The sequence below is a fragment of the Photobacterium sp. GB-210 genome (assembly GCF_003026075.1).
Lineage (GTDB): Bacteria > Pseudomonadota > Gammaproteobacteria > Enterobacterales > Vibrionaceae > Photobacterium.
This window is the reverse complement of sequence record NZ_PYNU01000021.1, coordinates 24,114-45,536: the sequence shown is the minus strand read 5'-3', so window position 1 is coordinate 45,536 and position 21,423 is coordinate 24,114. Positions and strand designations below refer to the sequence as shown.

Genomic DNA, 21,423 nt, shown 5'->3' with positions numbered 1-21,423 from the left:
TGTTTAAAGGGAAAATACTGGGTTAACAATCTTTATCTTCAATACCGACAACAGGTGGTTCACCATCGTAATAATTTACAAAGTAAACGCCACACTGATCGTTATAACTAAAACCACGAGGAAATATTTTACCGACTTTAGGTGTGGTATTGCCTGCTGGTAATGCTGAGATTTGACCACTAGGTATTGTACCTTGATTACCCAAACCACACCACTCAGCCTGGCATTGGGTATCTCTACCACTGGTATACATTACATCATTCAAGGTCAATAAGTAACGCATGCTATGCATCCAATGCCCGGTTGGATAACCCATAACAATTTCAATATCAACATCACCTGCATCTATCACTGACTTGTTAGGATCATGCTCAACACCAAGAACTATGGCGCGCGTATGGACAAAATCACTTGCCGTTATCAGTGAAGATTTCACTCCTTTTAATAAAGCAATGCGAGCATCTCTACTGATATTTAAAAACTTAGGGGCGACGAAAACAGCAATAATTCCAACAATAACGATGATGATAACTAGTTCAATAAGACTAAACCCTCTAATTTTCACTATCGTTATCCTTTATGTACATCAGTTTTTTGTGTCGTATATTTCCATCCTATTGACTGAGCAATGAATAGCAAACAAAGTGTTGGAAAAACGTTAGCAATATCAATAGATCATAAAAGCACAACATAAATTACATTGTGCTTTCGTATTCCTGTGTTTTAAGCCCCAAAATGCTGTAAAATAGCCTGACCAATTTGAGCTATTTCTTTATCACGCTCAGGAATACTCGCTTTAGTACCTGTTAGATAAATACTGATCACTAACGGTTGTTTTTGTTCGTTCCATACCACAGCAGTAATACCACGTGAACCATGGCCACCAGCGCCTGAGCGATCTGCAATTTCCCACCCTTTTGGTAAGACTGAACGCAACAAGCCATTTGAAACTTTATTGGCTTTCATCCAGTCTTTCAGTTGTTGTTTTGAAGACGCATTTAAAGCATTACCTAATACTAAATTGCTAATCGTTTTATTCATTGCATAAGGTGTAGTGGTATCACGCTCATCACCTGGTGTTGCCTCATTGAGTAATGGTTCAATACGATCTAACCTTGTTACATTGTCACCACTATCAATTAAAAATGTCGTTACGCCTACTGGGCCACCAATATGACTTAGTACTAAATTCGCCGCTGAATTATCACTGGTTGTCATGGTGGCAAAACACGCGTCTTTTAATGACACCTCTGTGCCGACTTTGTCTTGAAATACTGGCGCATAATCTAAAATTGTATCGGCGTTGATCAGATAGGTTTTATCCATCATGCCATCATTGATTTGGTTATCATGTAGTAACTTTGCACAAGCAAGTGTTTTAAAGGTACTCATTAATGGAAAACGTTGATCGCTGTTATAGCCAAACAACTGCTTTCCTTTGCCATCAACGACTGAGACACCAATTCTTGCACCTAATTGCTTTTCAGCATGTTCAATTGCTGAATTAACTGTGATGTTTTCCGCTAGGCTCACGCTAGAAAAGCCCAAAAGAGAGCCCATTAATACTGAACCAATAATGTGTTTTGATATTTTTTTTGATAAATAACGCATGTACACCTCTGATAATAGCTTTCACATTTTATCAGTAAAAAAATCCATTAAAAGTAACGTTTGCGATATAAAGTTAATTAAAATTGGATAACCACCTATATTTTCATTTACTATTTTACTTTATGCATTATTAGTATTAGTTTGATTTAGTATTTACATAATCTCCGTAACCACCCATATTCAAGCTACTACATAAATATAATGACTATTGAACCTACCACCTTACTTGCGATTGCAGCAATCTTTGTCGGATCTTATGTCCAAACAGCTATCGGCTTTGGTTTAGCAATTGTTTCTGCACCTATTTTAATTGTTTATGCTCCACAATATGTCCCTGCCCCTATTTGCCTTATTGCATTATTTATCTCATTACTTAACGCCTTAAAACATCGCAGTAGTATTGAACTTGGTGGTTTAAAAATGGCCATTTTAGGGCGGGTACCTGGCTCTATTGCAGGTGCGGCTTTACTTGTTTATGTTTCGGCTCATGTCCTAACATTGTGGATTGGTTTACTGGTACTACTTGCAGTGGTTGTGAGTATCTTACCTTATCGGATTGAACCGACGCCTCGTAGAATGGTTATTGCAGGCTTCTTCTCAGGCTTATTCGGTACAAGCTCCGCCATTGGTGGGCCGCCAATGGCGATATTGTTGCAACATCAAGAAGCCAATCAATTACGTGGTAACCTATCAGCATTCTTTGTCTTTAGTTCTATTGTTTCTTTAGCGGCACAAATTCCTGTCGGCTTTCTTTCTTTTGATAAACTTTGGATCACCCTCCCTTTAATCCCAAGTGCATGGCTGGGATATTGGTTAGCGCTCAAGACTACCCAGTCTCTGCCGAAAGAAAAAATACGCTACGCTGCTCTTATCCTGTGCTTAATTTGCGGTATCATTGCCATCTATGAAAGTATCCACTAGTAAATATGTACTCAATATCACATATCACTAAGATTAGTACCCACAGTATCAATTAAACCAAACAAAATGATTGACCATTACCGATACAACTTGATAAACATATGTTAACAAACATTAATTTTTATCAGTTATTTAAGAGGTATAATATGGATATTGTTGTTGCCTTAACGAATGGAAAGTTCGGTATTGTTGAAGACTGCATCACGGCAGATGATATTGAAGGTAGCTGTATTGAGTGCTGGGTTGAAAATGACACAGGCTTTACTTACGAAAAAGCGATTGTCGCATATTGTTTATAGTCTATTTACTTTAGAATTAAGCATCTAAATAATAGGTGCTTAATTCTCTCATCATATCAAGCCAACTCTATTCAAGAACTATTGTTTTATTTATCTGAAAATATGTTGGCAATTCAATTGATAATTATAGTTAGGGTAAATGCATAGAGCATATCCTAACTATGTTATTTTCCCATCACCTGAGACTACAAAAGTAAGTAATCGCCTCTCCCGCATTAGATCTCATTAACCTATTAACCTTCTTGCAAGCCTTTCTAAATACACATAAATGTCCTATCAGTAATGCTTTTATCTAGATTAATAACAAACCAACAATCCACATAACTATGCATCGGCTATAAGCAATACCGTGACGAATGCGCACAGAGCCATCTTCTATTCCCATTACTACATTAATTACGCTGATTAAACATCCACAGCAGCCTCAACAGTCAATTAACCGATTTAATACTGTAACTGTTTTTAACCCAACCACTGTACAAAACACTGTATGAATTACTGTATAAACACCTGTGACATAGCGCAATATTTTAACTATTGATAATTTTCAGTTTTCATAAAACAAAATAACACAAATAAAACATACTTAAATATTCATTTAAAATCAGATATTTAAATTAATTTGAATTCGAACGCCACCTATAAAAAACCACACAAGATATAAAAAGATCACACAAAAAACACTTGCATCAGGAGCTAAATAAAACTACTGTACACACATACAGTATGTATATATAACCACTAGTTGAGGAAAGCACTAATGAACTACCACTCATCAATTACTGCTTCACAAGTTTACAAGTCAACATTTGCAGCAGATTCAACCCAGCAACCTCTTTCTGCTGCGGTCGGACAACCAATTGAAGTGAGTTATAGTGCAGAGCAGCAAACTCAATTAGCCTATTTCTTACGACTATTAAAAAAAGCGAATAGTGAAAATCGTTGGATCATGTTTATTGGCTATGATGCCTTAATCGATAAGTCATTATTAAAAAATGCAGGTATCGACATCAACAAGGTCTTGCTGTTAAAAACACCTGTTCATCAAAGTAAACATAATTTAATGGTGAAGGCATTAGAAATGGGAAATTGCAGTGCTGTTATTGTTGCTGGTGAAATCGAACAATTTGATACTCCCCTTATATACTCTGCAGCGACCAGCGGACATGCGATGGCATTTGTACTAAATAAAAATACAACAACCCACTTAACTGTGCATTAACATGGACTAGGATCGTAACAAAATGGTTACAGTGACGTAATTTTAATGAGGATAACGTTAATAAGTTTAAATAATTCCCCTTGTTCCATCCCAAATAAACATACAAACTATCATTTTATTAAGATAATGGTTTTTAGGTACATAAAAAGACCATATAATCTTATATATATGATAATTAAAGATTAGGTTACAACATGGATAATAAGCTTGGATTAGGGGCGCTAACAGCACTCGTGATCGGCTCAATGATTGGTGCCGGCGTATTTAGCCTTCCTCAGAATATGGCACTCGTTGCAAGTCCAGCGGCTGTAATGATAGGATGGATGATCACTGGTATTGGCATGATCTTTCTCGCCCTATCATTTCAATACCTTACAATTATAAAACCTGAAATTAATAGTGGTGTATTTGGCTATGCGCAAGCTGGTTTTGGTGACTACATCGGATTTTGTTCCGCATGGGGTTACTGGCTAAGTGCAATGCTAGCAAATGTCTCATATTTAGTGATTGTCTTTAGCACATTAGGCATGTTTTTCGATAAACCTAATGATGTTATTTTTGGACTTGGTAATACGTGGCAATCTGTTGTTGGCGCTTCTATTATTTTATGGCTCGTCCACTTCTTAATTTTGCGAGGTGTTAAAACAGCAGCAAAAATTAATATGGTAACAACCATCGCTAAATTAGTACCTCTATTCTTATTTGTCTTCTTTACCATGCTTGCCTTCAAATGGCACACATTCATTTTTGATTTTACTGGCATTGAGTTTGGTTCCAAACATGACCTACTTGATCAAGTAAAATCGACTATGTTAATCACAGTATGGGTATTTATTGGTGTTGAAGGTGCCGTCGTTGTTTCATCACGAGCTCGCGATCGGAAAGATATTGGCCGAGCAACAATTCTCGGTCTATTAACAGCGCTTATTATCTATATTTTTGTAACGCTTCTTTCTATGGGTATTATCAGCACTCCTGAACTCGCAAAATTACAAAATCCATCAACGGCTAAAATATTAGAACACATTTTAGGACCGTGGGGAGCCGTTCTAATTGGCTGTGGCTTACTTATTTCTGTATGTGGTGCTTTCCTTAGCTGGACGGTTTTAGCAACAGAAGCACCGTTCCTTGCCGCTAATAATAATGTATTTCCTAAAATTTATAAGAAACAAAATGAAGCCGGTACTGCCGTTACTTCATTAAACCTAACGACTATTTGTATTCAGGTATCTTTATTTGTAGTGACTTTTGCAGGTGGAACCTACAATAGCATTTTGGTCATTGCCTCTGAAATGATTTTGATCCCCTACTTTTTAGTTGCTGCTTATACGTTAAAAATAGCGATACAAACTAAAAATAGAGGTTCTTTACTCTGGGTTGGTATCTTTGCAACCGTATACGGTATCTGGCTACTCTACGCATCTGGTTTGCACCATTTGCTGTTGTCTGCAATTTTGTATTTACCTGGAGTGTTTTTCTTTATTAAAGCAAAACGAGAACAAAATAAGCCTATTTTTGTAGGTAGAGAAATCTATTTTGTTTTATTCCTTATTACCATTTCAGCGTTTGGTATCTACTTACTTGTAACAGGAAAGTTAGTCATCTAAATTGCAACTAAAAAAGCCGTGTTAATAAAATCAACACGGCTTTTTTCACATCATCTGTTTAACTTATAACTGTCGTTCATTCCAAGCTATCTCAACGCGATTTCTACCACGCTCTTTAGCCTTCATTAAGGCCTCATCAGCACGTTCAATAAAGTGGCTATAATCTTCATTCTCAAGTTCTGCTACACCTAAACTACAAGTCACTTTCATACCGTTATCCCATACAGCACTCTCTATACATTCACGTATTGATTCAGCCAGTTCTGCGGTAGCACCTAAAGGTGTTGCTGGGCAAAAAATCACAAATTCTTCTCCTCCCCAACGAGCAAATACATCAGATTTTCGTACACGCTTATTGATCAAACTTGCAAATCGTCGTAATACTTCATCACCTAAGCGATGGCCATACTTATCGTTCACTTGTTTAAAGTAGTCAATATCGATAAATATCATTGAAAAAGAAATATTATTAACAATTGAGTGTGTTGTTACCTCTGCTAACCATTCATTAATTTCATGTCTATTACGAGTTCGCGTCAAGGGATCCGTAAATGCTAACTCTTCAAACACCAAGCTTTTCTCGTACAAAGTACGGTTTGCAGCACGTAAACGTTGTGTACGTTCTTCTGTTTCTTTAATCTTTTTTCTTAGATAAATGCGATCAATAATGATAAAAGATATTGCTGTTACTACCCAAAGCGATAACAATATTTTTACTAACGCTTGTTCAGTGATCCTTTCACCATAAAAAACCAGCTTATTTAATCTAATGGAATAATTCGCTTCTTTTACATAACTGCCTGTAGCAACTTCAATGATTGAAATGTTATCAAACTGTCGACTTGATTTATCAACAGGCACTTCGTAATCAGCTATCCACCATGATAAAACTTGGAAAGAACGAAGAGGAAATACAACTAGCCCTTTATCCTCTCCAGGGGCATACTCAATTGCATTAAACTTTAGAGAAATAGGATCTGATAACTTCGCGTAAGCTGAATCATAATTACGTAAATAAATACGGACTCTTTCTCCCTCTAAAGGGCTGTCATAATCAATATCAATCCCAACACTATCATAATCACTAAGATCAATACCTTTATCAACTGAGTCTGTTAGTGATATCGCAATTTCACAAAAAGGCCATTGCGCTTTATTAACGATATCACATTCAAGTAATGCACCATTCCTATCTATATATAAAGACGATTCTGTTGCACCATTCTGTCCTTTATCATCAATAATTTTGTATGTACTATTTACAGGAGACACAATGTACTCTTTCTTTGCGCCACCAAGCATAAACCACCCATAAACAATACAGGTAAAAATAACTAGAAATAATATAGTGTAACGGACTGGTTTTATTAAACCTGTCATGAAAACCTCAGAGACAATTAAAGAAAAAAATATGCATATAATTTAGTAGTAAAACTAACAAAGCTTACCGATTATAACAATAGAATAATCATTAATATGTAAGCCTTATTATACTTTCAGTGCAAAGCATTAACACTAATAAAACAATAAGTTATCTTGAATTTATCATTATTGCCTCACCGTATATTAGCGACGATTTCTATGCTTACCTCTATTCTGGTGGATTCTACTTTTCGACTTTGCTCGTCGCTTTTCAGCTGCTGCACCACGGTGAACAGATTGTGTTTCTATTAATTCAGGATTAGGCTCATAGCCTTCTAACCATTGCTGTGGTAGACGGCTATCTAATAACTCTTCAATCGCTTTTAATGCCCATTCTTCATCAAGGCTCATCAAAGTAATTGCATGACCAGTCATTCCTGCTCGGCCTGTACGACCAATACGGTGAACATAATCTTCAGCTTTGAAAGGCATATCAAAGTTAACTACATATTCAAGTTGCTCAATATCCAGACCTCTGGCAGCAACATCAGTCGCGACTAATACACGAGTCTTACCTGATTTAAAATCATCTAATGCACGTTGGCGCGCACCTTGGCTTTTGTCACCATTGATCGATGACGCTTTAATACCATCTAAACCCAAATCTTTTGCTAACTGATCAGAGCCCTGCTTAGTTTTAGTGAAAACCAATACCTGTCGCCAATTACGAGAACCAATTAAATACGCAAGTAATTCAGCTTTACGATGTTTATCAACAGGATAAACCATTTGTTCAACGGTTTCCGCAGCAGTATTTGCTGGCGTTACTTCTACCATTTTAGGGTTGGTAAGAATATCAAATGCTAGCTTTTTAACTTGCTTTGAAAAAGTAGCAGAGAAAAATAATGTCTGACGTTCTGCCGGCATTCGCTTCATAATACGTTGAATATCAACAATGAACCCCATGTCTAACATACGATCTGCTTCATCTAATACAAACGTTTCAACTTCAGATAAAGAGACAGAACCATTAAAGACGTGATCAAGTAAACGTCCAGGTGTCGCGACTAAAACTTCAGCGCCTGCATTTAAGGCTTTAACTTGTACATTCATACTCGTACCGCCATAAGCAACCGCCACTTTTAACTCGGTATATTTGGCATACGTTGTAATACTATCAAATACTTGTTGAGCTAATTCTCGTGTTGGAGTCAAAATTAAAGCACGAATTTTATTACGTGACTTCTGATTATTTTCGACCGCTGACGACACCTGCTCAGCTTGCGATGGTAACGTCATTAAGCGTTGTAATAGTGGAAGTGCAAATGCTGCTGTTTTACCTGTGCCAGTTTGTGCACCAGCCATTACATCGTCACCTTTCAATGCCAATGGAATTGCTTGTTGCTGCACATCTGTAGGTGTTGAATAACCTAATTCAGTCAATGCTTTTAACAAATTGGGATGAAGGTTTAGGGATTGAAACGACATAATGATTTCCTAACAGTAAAAACACTTATAACTTTCGATACAAGTAAGAACCGTGAGTCTACCATAAAAGGAAATAAGCGAGCTTTTATCAATTGAAACAATATATAAAAATTATCAACAATGCAGATTTATAGAAAGGATGTTATTGGATATAGAGCTGTTTTTTTATTCTATAAATTCGCAGTTCTCTGATAGTAACAAAAACAAAATTTATAATCACAGTGATAAACAGGAAAGATGCTCCTAGTGGAGAATAGTCGAAGCTCATCATAAGATAGCCTAATGCACTGAATGAAATTAAAACTAATATCCACCTCAATGGCGAACCAAATCGTAAATCGTCGCGTTTCTTATCGTAATACACTGAAAAACGGCCTAAGAAAAACCCAAACTTAATGTCTACACCATAAGATTTTATCTCATAAGGCTGCGAGATTTTTTTTAATTCCTGCTCAAGCTCTGCAATATCCATATTCATTTCCTTATAAAAGTATATCCATACTAGCAATTTAAAAATAAGAATTTTAAACAGAGGTAAAATTATGAGGCTCGTTTAACAAAAAAGAGCTCTATAAGAGCCCTTTTGATTGAATCTAAAAAATATTATTTTATATTTAAGAATGCCGCACCACGTACGCCACCCGCATCACCATATTTTGCTTTCACTACTTTTGGCGCAACAGCTACAGACAATAAATATTTAGGTAAACGCTTTGGTAATTCATCGTAAATAACATCAAAATTAGATAAACCACCACCAAGTACCACAACGTGCGGATCTAAACCAGTAAAGATATTAGCGAAACAGATAGCAAGCAACTCTAAGAAACGTTCTACATGCTCAACTGCTTTTTCTTCACCTTCACGATAATGACCAATAATTTCAATTGCTTTTAACTTTTCACCGTAATAGTGCTGGTATAACAATTCAAAACCACGACCCGAAAGATAATTATCAATACAGCCTTTTTGACCACATCCACAACCGAGTAACGGTGCATTTTCACCTAAAAACAACCATGCATCTAACGGTAATCGAGCATGGCCTAGTTCACCACCTACATGGTTTAGACCAGAAAACACCTTGCCATCAAATACCATACCACCGCCAACGCCAGTACCAAGGATCAAACCTAGTACTGATGGCGAATCTTTATGTTCATCATCCCACGCTTCAGATAATGCAAAACAATTCGCATCGTTATCAAGTGCCACTTTACGACCCAGTTTCGCTTCTAAGTCTGCACGTAACGTGCGCCCTTTTGCAGCAGGAATATTAGACGTTAATACAACGCCATTTCGTGCATCTTCAATACCAGGAATACCGATGCCTACCAAGCCTTCACAACCAAATTTTTCATCGGCTTGTTGAACCAAAGTAACAACTATATCGATTAACTTATTGTAATCATCACCTGGTGTTGCCACACGCTCTGTTGCTACACGCTCAAGCTTTTCATTAAATGCCCCAAATTCAATTTTGGTACCGCCGATATCAAAGCCGTAGTACATCCTATAACCTCACAAATAATGCTCAACAACACCCGACCAGTGTACAAAACTTTCACTACTTTGAAAATTATCCACACTAAGCACCACTCTATCTGTGACTAATAGCAAATTTAGCCTCATGATGAGGTGTAAAGATCTCGTTTAAAGAAAAAATTTAGCTAAATTACATAATCATCACTGATTAAATGACAACCTCTCTCATTAACAACAAGTGACAAGGTAACGTTTACATTTAATTTCCGTACTCAAGCATAAAACTTTGAAGTGTTTTTAAGGCAGGGTCATCAGGCAATAGTCGATTCATTTTACCTGTGATGTAATTTTCACGAAATACATCAAACCACAGGTCTAACATTTCAGCATTTTCATGCTCACCAAATAAATCAACAATTTTAGCAGCAACTTCTGCTGTACCTAATTGGTTATCCTTAGACGCCTCACGCATTTTATAACGTGATGGTTTATCAGGGTTTATCGATAAGACTGGGAAATTATTTAAGTAAGGACTTTTACGAAACATTTTTTTTGCTTCAGCCCAACTACCATCCAGCATGATAAATAATGGACGTTTGCCGTCTGGCAGCTCAACGTTTTCGGCAACACGTTCAGGCTCTGCATATTCAGCAGGAAAAACCACATAAGGTTGCCATTGTGGATCATTAAGCAGTGCTAACATCTCTGTATTCGGTTCAGTACGAGACCAAATATAAGCGAAGGTATCTTCAAAAACATCAGCAATCAAACGGCCTGTATTGCTTGGTTTTAAGATCTCGTCATCGAACATGATGAGTAGAAACGCAGCATTCGATGTTGCTAATGGTCGATACTCACAAATACAAAGATGAGTTCGCAGCATACATTGACGACAACGCTCAACTTTACAACCGCGAGCTAAAAATGGACGAGTCGAACGCGCTAAACGTTCGTCATATAAAGTATGTACAGCATGTATGCGCATGAAGGATAACCTGAGACAAAATGAACTGCCGCATTCTACCGAATACCATGCGCAACATACAAAAATTAACTCTATCCAGTTCGTCTCTGATTATTAATTAGTCGATACTGGCGTTTCAAATGTTAAGACGGGATCATTTTCATCTTCTAAATGATAACGGCTCAACATACCTTGTTGTTGTTGCGCGATGACAGCGACACGTTCAGCTTCATCAACAAGCGTATCAAGCTGGTGATTATTTTGTTGAGCACGACTTGCAACCTGCTCCAAATTTTGGGCAACATGTTGTGACGCTCGTTCTTGTTGTTGTGTCGCGACGGCAATCGTCACCATTTGTTGATTGATATCTGAAATAGTATTTTTGATCAAATTTATAGCTTGTTGCACATCACTGCTACGTTCAATAGACGACATCATTTCTTTACGACTCACTAACATCGCTTCATTGACGTCATCAGCCGCTTTATGAAGCGAGGCTATCGTATTGCGAATAGACTCTGTTTGTTGATTCGTTTCACTTGCCAATTGACGAACTTCATCTGCAACAACAGCAAACCCACGGCCTTGTTCTCCCGCTCTTGCTGCTTCAATGGCTGCATTTAAAGCCAGTAAGTTAGTGTTATTCGCGATAGAACTTATAAGCTCCACGACTTCTGTAATTTCTTTTACGTAATTATCTAACTCTTGCATTCGCTTTTCATTAATAGCGAATTGCTCTTCTAATGCTAATAAGCCTTGAGTACTGCACTCAATAATCCCAACACCATTTAAAGCTAATTGTTGAGCCTTTTGCGCTTGTTTTTCTGATTCAGAGCTACTTTGCGAGATCTCTCGAATAGAACCTTCAAGTTGTGTCATCGATGTTGTTACAACAGCCAATTCCTCACTTTGATTTTGTAGCGCAACACGCGAAGTTGTAGAAGCGTGCATGCTTAATTCAGCAGCACTGGTTAACTCATTACTGTTAGTAATTAACTGCTGTAGTGATTCTCTATCATGTTCACACAGATCGTTGAGCACTTGTGCTAACTGAGCAAATTCACTAGCAGCATTAGTATTTGCCTTAACCGTTAAATTCCCCTCACTAATTTTATTTACAACGTCACTAATATGTTCAATCGACTTTTTCACTACGCGGCTTATCCACGTTCCTGCAAGCACTGAAATAATTAACCCAATGATGCTAAAAATTAGGAACATTTGTCGTGCATCATTGCTTGCATGTGTAAAACCATTTTCACCATTTTTAATTAAGCCATGTGATTGCTGGGTAATCACTTGGAGTAAATCCATAATCAAACTAGTTTGGTGTTTAACTTCGGTATATTTAATGCTTTGTTCTTCATTGAGTTTCAATACATTTAAATAACGTTCAATATATCCCTGTTTGGCAAATAACTTTTTTACCATTTCAAATGGCACAGTGAGGCTTGAAAAATCATTTATCGCACCATTTTCACGTACCAATTCACCCCAAGCATATTTCATCCCTGATAAATTCGTACGTTTAAGATCTTTTGCTATCAACTTTGCTTTAACCAAATCAGGTTCTGTTACTAACAGCATCAAGTTACCGCTTAACTCTACAGCATGATTTAAAAAGTTAGTGACATTACTCATCGCATACTCGTTATCAGAATATAACGTTATACCAACACGACTCATTTCTGAACGAACAGATGAAACCGCATAGTTCATCGTTGAGCGCTCAGTTGCTAGCTTTTCTTTATTTAGAATAATTTCTTTTTGAATGGAATAAATATCAAACGCTAATTGATTAATGGATTCAACTTCAGACAAGTATTTTTCTGCATATTGTTTTAACCAGTTTATCTTATAAGTTTTTGCTAGTATCTCTAACTCTTTACCTGCATCTTCACCTTGGCTATGCATATTCTTATAAATAGCAAATGTTTGATTCAGTGACTGTTCATTATTACTCATCAACATATCACTTAAGCTTTGCTCAACTTCTAATGCACTTGTCACAATCGTGGTGTTTTTTAATGATACTGGCACCGCTTGGTTGCTTAATACATCAAACTCTCGGGTCATGTTATTTAATCCATTATTACCCGAAAAAGAAAGCGTAAGACTGATTGTTACCAGTATTGCTAAAACAAACTGAATTCTTAAAACAACAGATAATTTTTTTGCGCGATGTGCTTGCTTCATTAACCTATCCTCAGAACATTGTTAAGAGAGAAAAGTAAAAAGCAAAATGCTAACTACCAATTATTAATATTATGAATACTCTCTATGGAGCATTAAGGTAATAATTAATTGTTAAAGAAATATTTCAATTATTTATTTTATTAATATTCTTGTTTTTAATGATAATAGACATGAATTAAGTTCTACTTAACTTACATTCCATATAGGGATTTTTGATGTTTTTTATATGATAAAATACAGCATAAAGTTGAAATAAAATATGACATTAAATGCCTTATTCCTTTTCTGCATTTATTAAATGGATTAACTACATTAAAATTTTTAATAAATTTTTAAAATTGCTGAGTCAAATAAGTTTTTTACTAAACTAATAAAGTCTTCTAAGAAACTAATTTGCACATCAGAAGCTTCACATAACCAAATTCCTTCAAGAACTTGATTGAGATCAGCAAGAACTAAATCAGCTTCTTGCATTAACTGAAAACGAACATCTTGCTCAATATCAGGGTTTTGCGAAAATACGGTCATCAATTGCGTTGCGATTAAATCAGTGACGACATCTTCTATAGTAATGCTTTTTTCAGATACGGATAACCCTTCAAATAAGGTTAAACTTGAGGCTAAATACTCAACTAAAGCTTCATATCCTTCTGTATTTACGACCAGATTTTCCACAATACTATCCATATATAATCAGAAAATTTTTATATACTTTACTATTTATTTTTTCATTAACCAATATTTCTATTGAATTCATTGATATTTTTTACATTTGTCGCTAGTGAAGTAAATTTACCATCCGCTTGCATTACTGTCGTTTGATTTCGTCCTTTATTCTTCGATTCATACAGAGCAGAATCAGTTTGTTCTAGCCATGATTCATAGTTGGTTATACCTGGGTGTAACTGGCACACACCTAAACTTATCGTGACATTAATTGTCTTACCATCAACAACAACATTCGCCTTTTCTACTTTTTTACGTAATCTTTCAGTAAAATAGCTGGTCATATCTGCCGTAGTTCCAGGTAAAATCACACCAAACTCTTCTCCCCCATAGCGCCCTGCTATATCGCTTTGCCGTTTTGCTTTTCGAACGATGTCAGCAATCGTTTTAATGACGGCATCACCAGCAACATGGCCATAAGTATCATTAACATTTTTAAAATGATCGATATCAAACATAACTAATGTCATCGATTGATGCATTTGCTGATAGTGTTCAAACTCTTCAACTAAACAATTTTCCCAATGCCCACGATTATACAGCTGGGTTAATCGATCTGTGATACTAAGATGAGTTAATTGCTCGTTTGACTCCCTTAGGTGGTTTTTATTTTTAGCTATATCCGTGACATCTGTAATCGTTAAACAGATATGAGTATATTCACCAGTCAAAGACTTCAAAGGTGTTAATGTCATGTTTTGATACATGAAATCAGCACCTCCAGAGATTGGACTAAAATTACTAAACTTGAATACCCAAGGACGATCTTCCCATGCAGAAAAAGAGCGCATTCGTAATTTAAATGTTGATGATATTTTATTTTTTAGCCAATTCTTAGGTAAATTCTCTACAACATCAAATAAAGGCTTACCCATTATTTGATCGGTTGATATACCGCTATATGCCTGCATAAATGTATTCCATGCATATACATTGTAATCTTTATCCAATATCACAATCCCTGCATCCAAATGATCAAGGACCTGCATGGTTAAATGAAAATCAGCTAATGAAATATCACTCAATTTAATGTTTCCATAATCTGGTGAATAACTTTGGTGGAGTGACTATCCATCATAAATAGTACTTCACATTCAAGATCCAGTGTTTCAGCTTTATATACGTATTCCACGGTAAAAAAATCACTCTCTTCATGCTCTTTCTGACTCAAATTCATATATTCTTCTAAAATGATTGGCTGCCGAACTGAGAATGGAATACTTATTTGTTCTGATAAAGCAACGAGAAAAGAAGAAACCATGATATTACTAATATCAATAACAACTTCATTTTTATCTTCATTTGTTTGACTAAAACCCAATTTTTCGCCAAACGAAAGAATATCTTTACCGCGTAAATCAACTAAAGCTTCACCATGAATACCACCACCGACAAAGCGCTGAGCAATTGCAATTGATTGATGATCACTACGAATATCAGCAATTGTCATAGCAAGATCGCTACTTTGCATAGTGGCGACATATGGCAATGGCATTTTAATAAACTCACCAAGATGGTCTGAAATAATTGCAGCACCACGACCAAGTGAGATATTTGCGATTTCTCTAAAACCTTCAATATAATCAACAGATAAAGTGTTATCGTTCGCGGTTGTATTTGTTAACACCGTGATTTGTAAATTCGATAGCAGTTGTTTGAGCTTTTTCTTGTCAAATGGCTTTGACAAAAAATAATCGGCACCAAGCATCAAACAACGCCTTGCTGCTTCTTTTTGGACATCTGCAGAAATAATCACAATTGTAGGCTTATAACTGAAACTCGGAAGTCGTTTTAATACTTCAAAACCATCCATGATAGGCATAGTCAGATCTAGAAAAACGACATCAATATTATTTTTAGCTATTTTATCTAGGCCATCACTACCATTTTCAGCATAATATAAATTTATGTCATAGCTATCCTTCAACAAACGCGTCATTGATTTATGGACTAGCGGTGAGTCATCACAAATTAGTATATTTTTCGCCATAACAATAGATTAGGATCTTTTTAACATTAATAAAAATATCATAGAGATATTGCTACAAATATCTATCATTTGGTTATGAAATTTAGTTGATAAGTGACATTGGTCTAATTTTTGACTTTGGTTCCAAAAATTACATTACAACAGAGTGATAAGTTTATCGATGATATTCGGATAAGCTTGTATTTATACTCGTAAAGTGATGTTGCCGTTATAATAAGATGACTATAAATGACCATAATTTCACGGTATTCTAATACTGTCCATTTGGATGTATGAAAATAAATTAACACTATATTAATTATGTAAGGTTTGTCAGTATGAAGGTTATTCGCTGGATTCTTGGGCGTATTATTCTTGTCCTAAATTTTATTTTTTCTCCTCGCGGGATAAAACGTTCTTCCGAACAGCAAAATGAGGTCAACAAAGCGGTAGCTAAACTCAAGTTATATCAATTTGATGCATGCCCTTTTTGTGTAAAGGTACGTCGCGAAGCTAAACGACTAAGCTTACCGTTAGAAACACGTGATGCAAAAGTATCACCTTGGGAGCAAGAATTAATCGAACAAGGCGGTAAGCGCAAAGTTCCTTGTTTACGCATTGAAAAAGAAGACGGCGTTGAATGGATGTATGAGTCTAGCGATATTATCGCCTATCTTCAAAAACGTTTTAATGGCTAGGTTACAGAGTTAAAATCCTCCCCAAATAACCTTTTAATAACAACGACTAAAGTTCCCTCTTTTGATGCCGATAAACAACCGTTATTGTTTTATCGGCATCTTCTCCACTTTATTAAAGCAACTATTTAGTGGCTGCCTTCAACATCTTGATACAACAGGACGTACAATGAGAAAATTAAAAACCGTCACTACTGATGATATTCTATTAAAACTGTGCCAATCACTTTCCGATGTCTTATCTAAAGCAACAGAAACTGACGTTTCCTATTCCGCCATGGTACAAAAAATTAATAAAACAAGTTTAAAACCTGATATTGGTTGCTTTGTACTATTTGATGGCGGTTTTACTGGTTTAGTCGTTACAAACTTTACCAACCAAGCAGCAATGGAGCTTTATAAAGAATATATGCTACGTATGGGGATTTCTGAAGATGAGCTCGCTGTACATCATACCTCTGATGAGGTTGCGAATATTCTTGGTGAATTAATGAATCAAGTCGTTGGGGATTTTACGGGTAAGATCGGACGTGAGTTAAAAGTCTCAATTACTCAGAACCAACCAAAAATGTTAGCACTCAACAAACAAATCTTATTATCTGTTGATACCAACTTAGATCGCCCTCAAGCTCGTCGTGTTAGCTTTACTACAGCCAAGAACAACATTTTCTATCTTGAATTTGCTATGGATAAAACCGAATTTATCCAACTGGAAGAATTTGAACAAGACACTCAAGACACCGACAGCATTTTTGAATCAGCCAAGCTTGAACAACAAAAGGAAAATGCTAAAAATCAAACGTTAAAAGATATTAACGACCAAGATCTCTTTGATCAACTAGGCATTTAATCTAATAGGTTTTAATGAATATTTAATAGGCAATATATTACTCTCATGTATTGCCTTTTCTCAAAACAAATATCGGTGTGAGATATTAGTCACATTTTATATCTATTCCTCCTGCTAACCACTCTTTTCCCCTTCAGTTTAATTTACAAAATAGACTTTTAAGTTTACCTTCTTTGCGAAATTATTTGATGAGAATGCTGTAATGACACACAAGCGTATTACTAGTTTTGAATCTGGGCGACTCATTGCTTTACTCGCAATTATAGGCTTACACAGTCAAGTCTTTATGAAAACACCGTTGATTTTCGGAGAGCCCCTCATTGGGATGTTCTTAAATCAAATGAGTCGTTTTGCTGTGCCGCTATTTTTCATTATTGCAGGTTATTTTTATTACCCAAAATTAGTCGCCAGCACGTCAAAAGAAGATGTTTTAGTAAAGTACGCAAAACCTCTGCTCATTATGTGGTTAAGTTGGAGTGTTGTTTTTCTAATAATCCCTTTTAACTTTTCGATACTACTCAGTGACGGTTACCTTGCCGAGCGCAGTAATCACTGGAATAGTTTACTTGCAAACCCAATAAATACTTTGTTTGAAGGTTCTCTTGTACACTTGTGGTACATCCCTGCTCTAATTTGCGCGATAGGTATCATAACCTTGTTACATAAATATCGCCTTGATAACCTACTATTACCTGTTGGTTTAATATTATTCATTTATGGTTGTGCTGCAGGCAGCTATGTTCCAATTACAAATATAGAAGCACCAATTTTAACCCGTAACGGCCCCTTTTTTAGTACGTTATTTGTTGTATTAGGTTATGAAATACATCGTCGCCAGATAACATTGAATACCAAACTAAGCTTAATTATTGCTAGTATTGGTTTTGCTGTATTTTTAATAGAGGCAAATTACCTCTATTTCTTTGCTAATGGTGCCTTTTATCATGATTTCTTATTAAGTTCACCAGTATGGGCTGTAGGGATTTTCTTATTTCTTCAAGATAAGTCTAATTTTGGAGAACAGTTAAAGCCAACAGCATTTAGTAAAGATATTTTAGGTATATACCTCTGTCATTTACTTATTGTTATTTACTTTTTTAATTTGGTTTTCATGCTTAATATCAATCCGATATTATCCAGCTTTTTAGCATTACCTTTTGCTTTTATCATTTCATTCCTCTTAGTGAAGCTCTTACGGAAACTCCCTTTTGGGTATCTATTAGTTCGCTAACAGCATGAAAAAAGCCCTCTCGTTTACACTTGAGGGCTTTGTTCATTTACATATTTTTATTTTACTGCAGCATCAAAAACCAGTTTGCCTAATCGATACAATCGTTGAGCTTGCTCGGTATAATCAATACGATCGCCATCAATACGACGACGATTTAACTGGGTATTGATACCTTCTTGATACACCTCTTGAATCGTCTCTTGAAGTACATCTAAGTTATAAGTCAATCTTTCACTACTAACAGATAATGGAATGATAGTGTCGCTTTTCATCAAGTTTTGGTTGTAATTAACGGCATCTAAAATGATTTCCCCTTTCTTGGTTTGGATATCATTCAAATCATAAGGGGGTAACCATTCATCAACAGGCTTCAGCTTATCCACCTGATTAACAAGAACAACGATCTTTGGTGCTTTACGATGCTGATTTTTCGGTTGTGTATAAAACTCTTCAATCATCTGTTTTAACGTAATATCAGCTTGGCGCGATGATTGATTCGCTTTAAGTACCCACAACACCACATCACTTTGCGTAACTTGTTTTAACAGCATTTGATTAATACTTTCAGTACCGTCAATACCAGGTAGATCAATTAAATTAATCACATCGGTTCCTTCGACTTCGCAACGATAGGTTGTTGCTTTATCTGTTGAAGGTAACGCACTAATTTCTGCCGACATCTCCCCTAGTAAACCATTAACCACAGATGATTTACCCGCACTAATTTGCCCTATTACTGCAACACGTAGTGGTTCAATAGGAACCGCTCCAGCCTGTTGATCTTTGTCATGCATTTTACTGTGCGGAACGGAAGCATCATCAAGTTTGAAATGACCGCTATAAAGATCGATGGCGACTGAGGCAACTTCTTGTAGCAAGGTCATTTTTAGTTTGGTTTGCACTTCTAAGCTGACATCATCAAATAGCTTACCTAACACTAATCCGCGCGCTTCTGCTAACCATCCTGTTGGTGTTGCAATACGAAATAATCGATAGACATCATAGGCAGATTTCGCATAGCCCACTTTATCCTTTAACTGATAGCCTTGCTGAAGGCTCTTTAATGTTATTTTCTCAGCAAATGGCACATGCTCTTGTAAAAAATAACGATAACGCCGACTTACTTCTTCCACCATAAGTAAAAACTCAGGAGCAGTAAAAGATAGGCGTTGGGCTGATTTACCTTTATTAAAACGATCCGCGACTTCTGCAACTAAGACATATGCATGCGCTTGTAATGACTCCCACTCAGGTGCATCACTCAGTTGTTGCTGAATGATCAATGTCACTTCTTGCCACACCTGATTTTCATGCGCTCCCCATTGAGGATTACCTTCCACATGCAATGGGGCTAAATCATCACTGACAGCATCACTCACTACTCTTTTTCGGCGAATAAACCAATAAGGGACAAAAACAATCAAACACGAAATTGCAATTAAAGCGAAAAACAGTATCCATTGACCATTATTGATTAATGCGACAATACCAAAGCCTGATAACACGACAACTGGCAATAAAATAGCAACAGCCACCAGCGGAATAAAACCATCTGATAACTGACTAATAAGTTGATAACTCTTATTTACGCGCTTCATGGCTATCCTTACTATCAAGATTATTTTGATTAACTTGCTGGTCAGCCACTTTTTTAACTGATTTAAACGCTTGTTGATACGTTGTCTTTAATAACTCTTTCGATACGGTTTCACCTTTACTCCGGTGGTAGAGGTACATAGCGGCGGCACGCCCAATCGCATAAGAGGATGAAAAGCTCATTGCGGCAGCCGTCGCACTACCGACAGTTTGCCCATAAGCGGGAATAAATTTTACTAACTGATTAACGCTTAACTTGGAGATATAATGCAATAAGAAACCAGAACCAAGCATACTAATAAATTCTGCATAGTCTTTCTTATTCCACGTCACACCATATTGATTGGCAAGGCTGTGTAACATTTTTCCTTGAATAGCTGGAACTGTAAATAAGCCAATGGCTGGAATCGCATCACTCGCGCCTGCAGCACCTGCATACCATAAGACTTCTTTACGTAATCGCTCGAAGTTTTGCTCTTCTCTATTACTGTGAGCCTGTTTATTTGAGAGAAGGCTCAACATAGGCAGCGTTTCAGAAAGCACTAAGTTTAAGGTATCTAAGCCGATGTACTGTTGCTCATCAGGGATCAAATCAACCCCAATTGGCTGATAAGTATTTAATTGTTCATCCGTATTTTTCGCTTGCCATACGGACTCTTTAATACCCCATGCGTCCATAACCCGCTGATGATTATAAAAAATGGCTCGCTCGCGTTCTTGGCTATCATTCAGGCTATTTATTGCCGTGTGAACAACCAATAAATGTTTAATTTTGCCTGAACGCTTAATGGTTTTTAACGCCTCAAGAACGGATGATTGTTCTGGTTCTTCAGCTTTCATGATAACGATCAATGCGTGGCTTTTACCGCTACACATCGCTATGTCCTCAGCAGGATCATAATTAGCTTCTGCCAAACCTCGGGTATCTAGAAAACGAACTAATGGGCTATCTGTTGGGTATTGGTAAACTTCTGCAGTACGTGTGCACGGTTGAAAACCGTTACCGATCTCAACCGCACTACTTCCTGTAATGGTTTGAATAACCGTCGATTTACCCGCACCTGTTTTACCCAAAAGCCATAATGTTGGAATATGCTTTTGCCATTCATCGAATGCGGGCTCAAGCTCTGGATTAACCGTTGGGTTAATATAATCATAAACTTTCTTGAAAAAACGATTCATTGTTTATAAATACTCAATA

20 protein-coding genes are annotated in these 21,423 nt (G+C 36.5%); 7 read left to right on the top strand and 13 right to left on the bottom strand.

Annotated features, from left to right (window positions below; all coding sequences use genetic code 11):
* Positions 1-22 precede the first annotated feature (22 nt).
* Together C9J38_RS17785 and bla are read right to left on the bottom strand one after the other, a co-directional pair.
* The gene (locus C9J38_RS17785; RefSeq protein ID WP_107208261.1) at positions 23-565 is read right to left on the bottom strand and encodes a prepilin-type N-terminal cleavage/methylation domain-containing protein; all 543 of its coding nucleotides are present in this window, start codon (positions 563-565) and stop codon (positions 23-25) included.
* A 158-nt stretch (positions 566-723) separates the two neighbouring features.
* Entirely contained in the window at positions 724-1,611 is an 888-nt protein-coding gene (gene bla / locus C9J38_RS17780; RefSeq protein WP_107208260.1) for a class A beta-lactamase, read from the bottom strand.
* A gap of 201 nt (positions 1,612-1,812) precedes the next feature.
* Between bla and C9J38_RS17775 the strand changes: the two genes are divergently transcribed.
* From C9J38_RS17775 to C9J38_RS17765, 4 genes are all read left to right on the top strand, one after another.
* Positions 1,813-2,532: a sulfite exporter TauE/SafE family protein gene (locus C9J38_RS17775; RefSeq protein ID WP_107208259.1), complete on the top strand. Its 720-nt coding sequence runs from the start codon at positions 1,813-1,815 to the stop codon at positions 2,530-2,532.
* Between the two features lie 146 nt (positions 2,533-2,678).
* Positions 2,679-2,831, top strand: a complete 153-nt coding sequence (locus C9J38_RS21920; RefSeq protein ID WP_199187151.1) for a hypothetical protein — start codon at positions 2,679-2,681, stop codon at positions 2,829-2,831.
* Positions 2,832-3,591: 760 nt separating this feature from the next.
* Positions 3,592-4,053, top strand: a complete 462-nt coding sequence (locus C9J38_RS17770) for a SulA-like leucine-rich domain-containing protein (RefSeq protein WP_107208258.1) — start codon at positions 3,592-3,594, stop codon at positions 4,051-4,053.
* A gap of 194 nt (positions 4,054-4,247) precedes the next feature.
* Positions 4,248-5,660, top strand: coding sequence for a basic amino acid/polyamine antiporter (locus C9J38_RS17765; RefSeq protein ID WP_107208257.1), 1,413 nt, complete (start codon positions 4,248-4,250; stop codon positions 5,658-5,660).
* A 63-nt stretch (positions 5,661-5,723) separates the two neighbouring features.
* Here the strand turns inward: C9J38_RS17765 and C9J38_RS17760 are convergent, their stop codons facing one another.
* The 9 genes from C9J38_RS17760 to C9J38_RS17720 form a co-directional block, all read right to left on the bottom strand.
* Positions 5,724-7,040 carry a GGDEF domain-containing protein gene (locus tag C9J38_RS17760; RefSeq protein WP_107208256.1) on the bottom strand — a complete coding sequence of 439 codons (1,317 nt, stop codon included), beginning with the start codon at positions 7,038-7,040 and terminating at the stop codon, positions 5,724-5,726.
* A gap of 186 nt (positions 7,041-7,226) precedes the next feature.
* A complete protein-coding gene (locus tag C9J38_RS17755; RefSeq protein ID WP_107208255.1) occupies positions 7,227-8,510 on the bottom strand; it encodes a DEAD/DEAH box helicase in 1,284 nt (427 codons plus the stop codon).
* A 142-nt stretch (positions 8,511-8,652) separates the two neighbouring features.
* Positions 8,653-8,982, bottom strand: coding sequence for a hypothetical protein (locus tag C9J38_RS17750; RefSeq protein WP_107208254.1), 330 nt, complete (start codon positions 8,980-8,982; stop codon positions 8,653-8,655).
* 131 nt (positions 8,983-9,113) lie between these two features.
* Positions 9,114-10,022 (bottom strand): N-acetylglucosamine kinase, encoded by a 909-nt coding sequence (gene nagK, locus C9J38_RS17745; protein ID WP_107208253.1) that lies wholly within the window; start codon positions 10,020-10,022, stop codon positions 9,114-9,116.
* A 232-nt stretch (positions 10,023-10,254) separates the two neighbouring features.
* Positions 10,255-10,980: a tRNA-uridine aminocarboxypropyltransferase gene (locus C9J38_RS17740; RefSeq protein ID WP_107208252.1), complete on the bottom strand. Its 726-nt coding sequence runs from the start codon at positions 10,978-10,980 to the stop codon at positions 10,255-10,257.
* A 93-nt stretch (positions 10,981-11,073) separates the two neighbouring features.
* Positions 11,074-13,155: a methyl-accepting chemotaxis protein gene (locus C9J38_RS17735; RefSeq protein WP_107208251.1), complete on the bottom strand. Its 2,082-nt coding sequence runs from the start codon at positions 13,153-13,155 to the stop codon at positions 11,074-11,076.
* A gap of 321 nt (positions 13,156-13,476) precedes the next feature.
* Positions 13,477-13,821, bottom strand: coding sequence for a DUF3802 family protein (locus C9J38_RS17730; protein ID WP_158259295.1), 345 nt, complete (start codon positions 13,819-13,821; stop codon positions 13,477-13,479).
* 65 nt (positions 13,822-13,886) lie between these two features.
* Positions 13,887-14,906, bottom strand: coding sequence for a GGDEF domain-containing protein (locus C9J38_RS17725; protein WP_107208249.1), 1,020 nt, complete (start codon positions 14,904-14,906; stop codon positions 13,887-13,889).
* Positions 14,903-15,871, bottom strand: coding sequence for a response regulator (locus C9J38_RS17720; protein ID WP_107208248.1), 969 nt, complete (start codon positions 15,869-15,871; stop codon positions 14,903-14,905). The genes C9J38_RS17725 and C9J38_RS17720 overlap by 4 nt, the downstream gene beginning before the upstream one ends.
* Positions 15,872-16,188: 317 nt before the next feature.
* Between C9J38_RS17720 and C9J38_RS17715 the strand changes: the two genes are divergently transcribed.
* The 3 genes from C9J38_RS17715 to C9J38_RS17705 all read left to right on the top strand — a co-directional run bounded on the left by C9J38_RS17715 (position 16,189) and on the right by C9J38_RS17705 (position 18,626).
* Positions 16,189-16,548: a glutathione S-transferase N-terminal domain-containing protein gene (locus C9J38_RS17715; RefSeq protein ID WP_107208247.1), complete on the top strand. Its 360-nt coding sequence runs from the start codon at positions 16,189-16,191 to the stop codon at positions 16,546-16,548.
* Positions 16,549-16,714: 166 nt separating this feature from the next.
* Positions 16,715-17,395, top strand: a complete 681-nt coding sequence (locus tag C9J38_RS17710) for a DUF3334 family protein (protein WP_107208246.1) — start codon at positions 16,715-16,717, stop codon at positions 17,393-17,395.
* A gap of 202 nt (positions 17,396-17,597) precedes the next feature.
* Positions 17,598-18,626: an acyltransferase gene (locus C9J38_RS17705; protein WP_107208245.1), complete on the top strand. Its 1,029-nt coding sequence runs from the start codon at positions 17,598-17,600 to the stop codon at positions 18,624-18,626.
* Between the two features lie 56 nt (positions 18,627-18,682).
* Here the strand turns inward: C9J38_RS17705 and C9J38_RS17700 are convergent, their stop codons facing one another.
* Positions 18,683-20,224 (bottom strand): GTPase family protein, encoded by a 1,542-nt coding sequence (locus C9J38_RS17700; protein WP_107208244.1) that lies wholly within the window; start codon positions 20,222-20,224, stop codon positions 18,683-18,685.
* Positions 20,208-21,404, bottom strand: a complete 1,197-nt coding sequence (locus tag C9J38_RS17695; protein WP_107208243.1) for a YcjF family protein — start codon at positions 21,402-21,404, stop codon at positions 20,208-20,210. Before C9J38_RS17695 ends, C9J38_RS17700 begins: the two co-directional genes overlap by 17 nt.
* Positions 21,405-21,423 lie beyond the last annotated feature (19 nt).

What these genes read in the sequence shown, in the direction of transcription:
- bla (WP_107208260.1), bottom strand. Translation starts at nt 1,611, where the DNA reads ATGCGTTATTTATCAAAAAAAATATCAAAACACATTATTGGTTCAGTA.
- C9J38_RS17775 (WP_107208259.1), top strand. Translation starts at nt 1,813, where the DNA reads ATGACTATTGAACCTACCACCTTACTTGCGATTGCAGCAATCTTTGTC.
- C9J38_RS21920 (WP_199187151.1), top strand. Translation starts at nt 2,679, where the DNA reads ATGGATATTGTTGTTGCCTTAACGAATGGAAAGTTCGGTATTGTTGAA.
- C9J38_RS17770 (WP_107208258.1), top strand. Translation starts at nt 3,592, where the DNA reads ATGAACTACCACTCATCAATTACTGCTTCACAAGTTTACAAGTCAACA.
- C9J38_RS17765 (WP_107208257.1), top strand. Translation starts at nt 4,248, where the DNA reads ATGGATAATAAGCTTGGATTAGGGGCGCTAACAGCACTCGTGATCGGC.
- C9J38_RS17760 (WP_107208256.1), bottom strand. Translation starts at nt 7,040, where the DNA reads ATGACAGGTTTAATAAAACCAGTCCGTTACACTATATTATTTCTAGTT.
- C9J38_RS17755 (WP_107208255.1), bottom strand. Translation starts at nt 8,510, where the DNA reads ATGTCGTTTCAATCCCTAAACCTTCATCCCAATTTGTTAAAAGCATTG.
- C9J38_RS17750 (WP_107208254.1), bottom strand. Translation starts at nt 8,982, where the DNA reads ATGGATATTGCAGAGCTTGAGCAGGAATTAAAAAAAATCTCGCAGCCT.
- nagK (WP_107208253.1), bottom strand. Translation starts at nt 10,022, where the DNA reads ATGTACTACGGCTTTGATATCGGCGGTACCAAAATTGAATTTGGGGCA.
- C9J38_RS17740 (WP_107208252.1), bottom strand. Translation starts at nt 10,980, where the DNA reads ATGCGCATACATGCTGTACATACTTTATATGACGAACGTTTAGCGCGT.
- C9J38_RS17735 (WP_107208251.1), bottom strand. Translation starts at nt 13,155, where the DNA reads ATGAAGCAAGCACATCGCGCAAAAAAATTATCTGTTGTTTTAAGAATT.
- C9J38_RS17720 (WP_107208248.1), bottom strand. Translation starts at nt 15,871, where the DNA reads ATGGCGAAAAATATACTAATTTGTGATGACTCACCGCTAGTCCATAAA.
- C9J38_RS17715 (WP_107208247.1), top strand. Translation starts at nt 16,189, where the DNA reads ATGAAGGTTATTCGCTGGATTCTTGGGCGTATTATTCTTGTCCTAAAT.
- C9J38_RS17710 (WP_107208246.1), top strand. Translation starts at nt 16,715, where the DNA reads ATGAGAAAATTAAAAACCGTCACTACTGATGATATTCTATTAAAACTG.
- C9J38_RS17705 (WP_107208245.1), top strand. Translation starts at nt 17,598, where the DNA reads ATGACACACAAGCGTATTACTAGTTTTGAATCTGGGCGACTCATTGCT.
- C9J38_RS17700 (WP_107208244.1), bottom strand. Translation starts at nt 20,224, where the DNA reads ATGAAGCGCGTAAATAAGAGTTATCAACTTATTAGTCAGTTATCAGAT.
- C9J38_RS17695 (WP_107208243.1), bottom strand. Translation starts at nt 21,404, where the DNA reads ATGAATCGTTTTTTCAAGAAAGTTTATGATTATATTAACCCAACGGTT.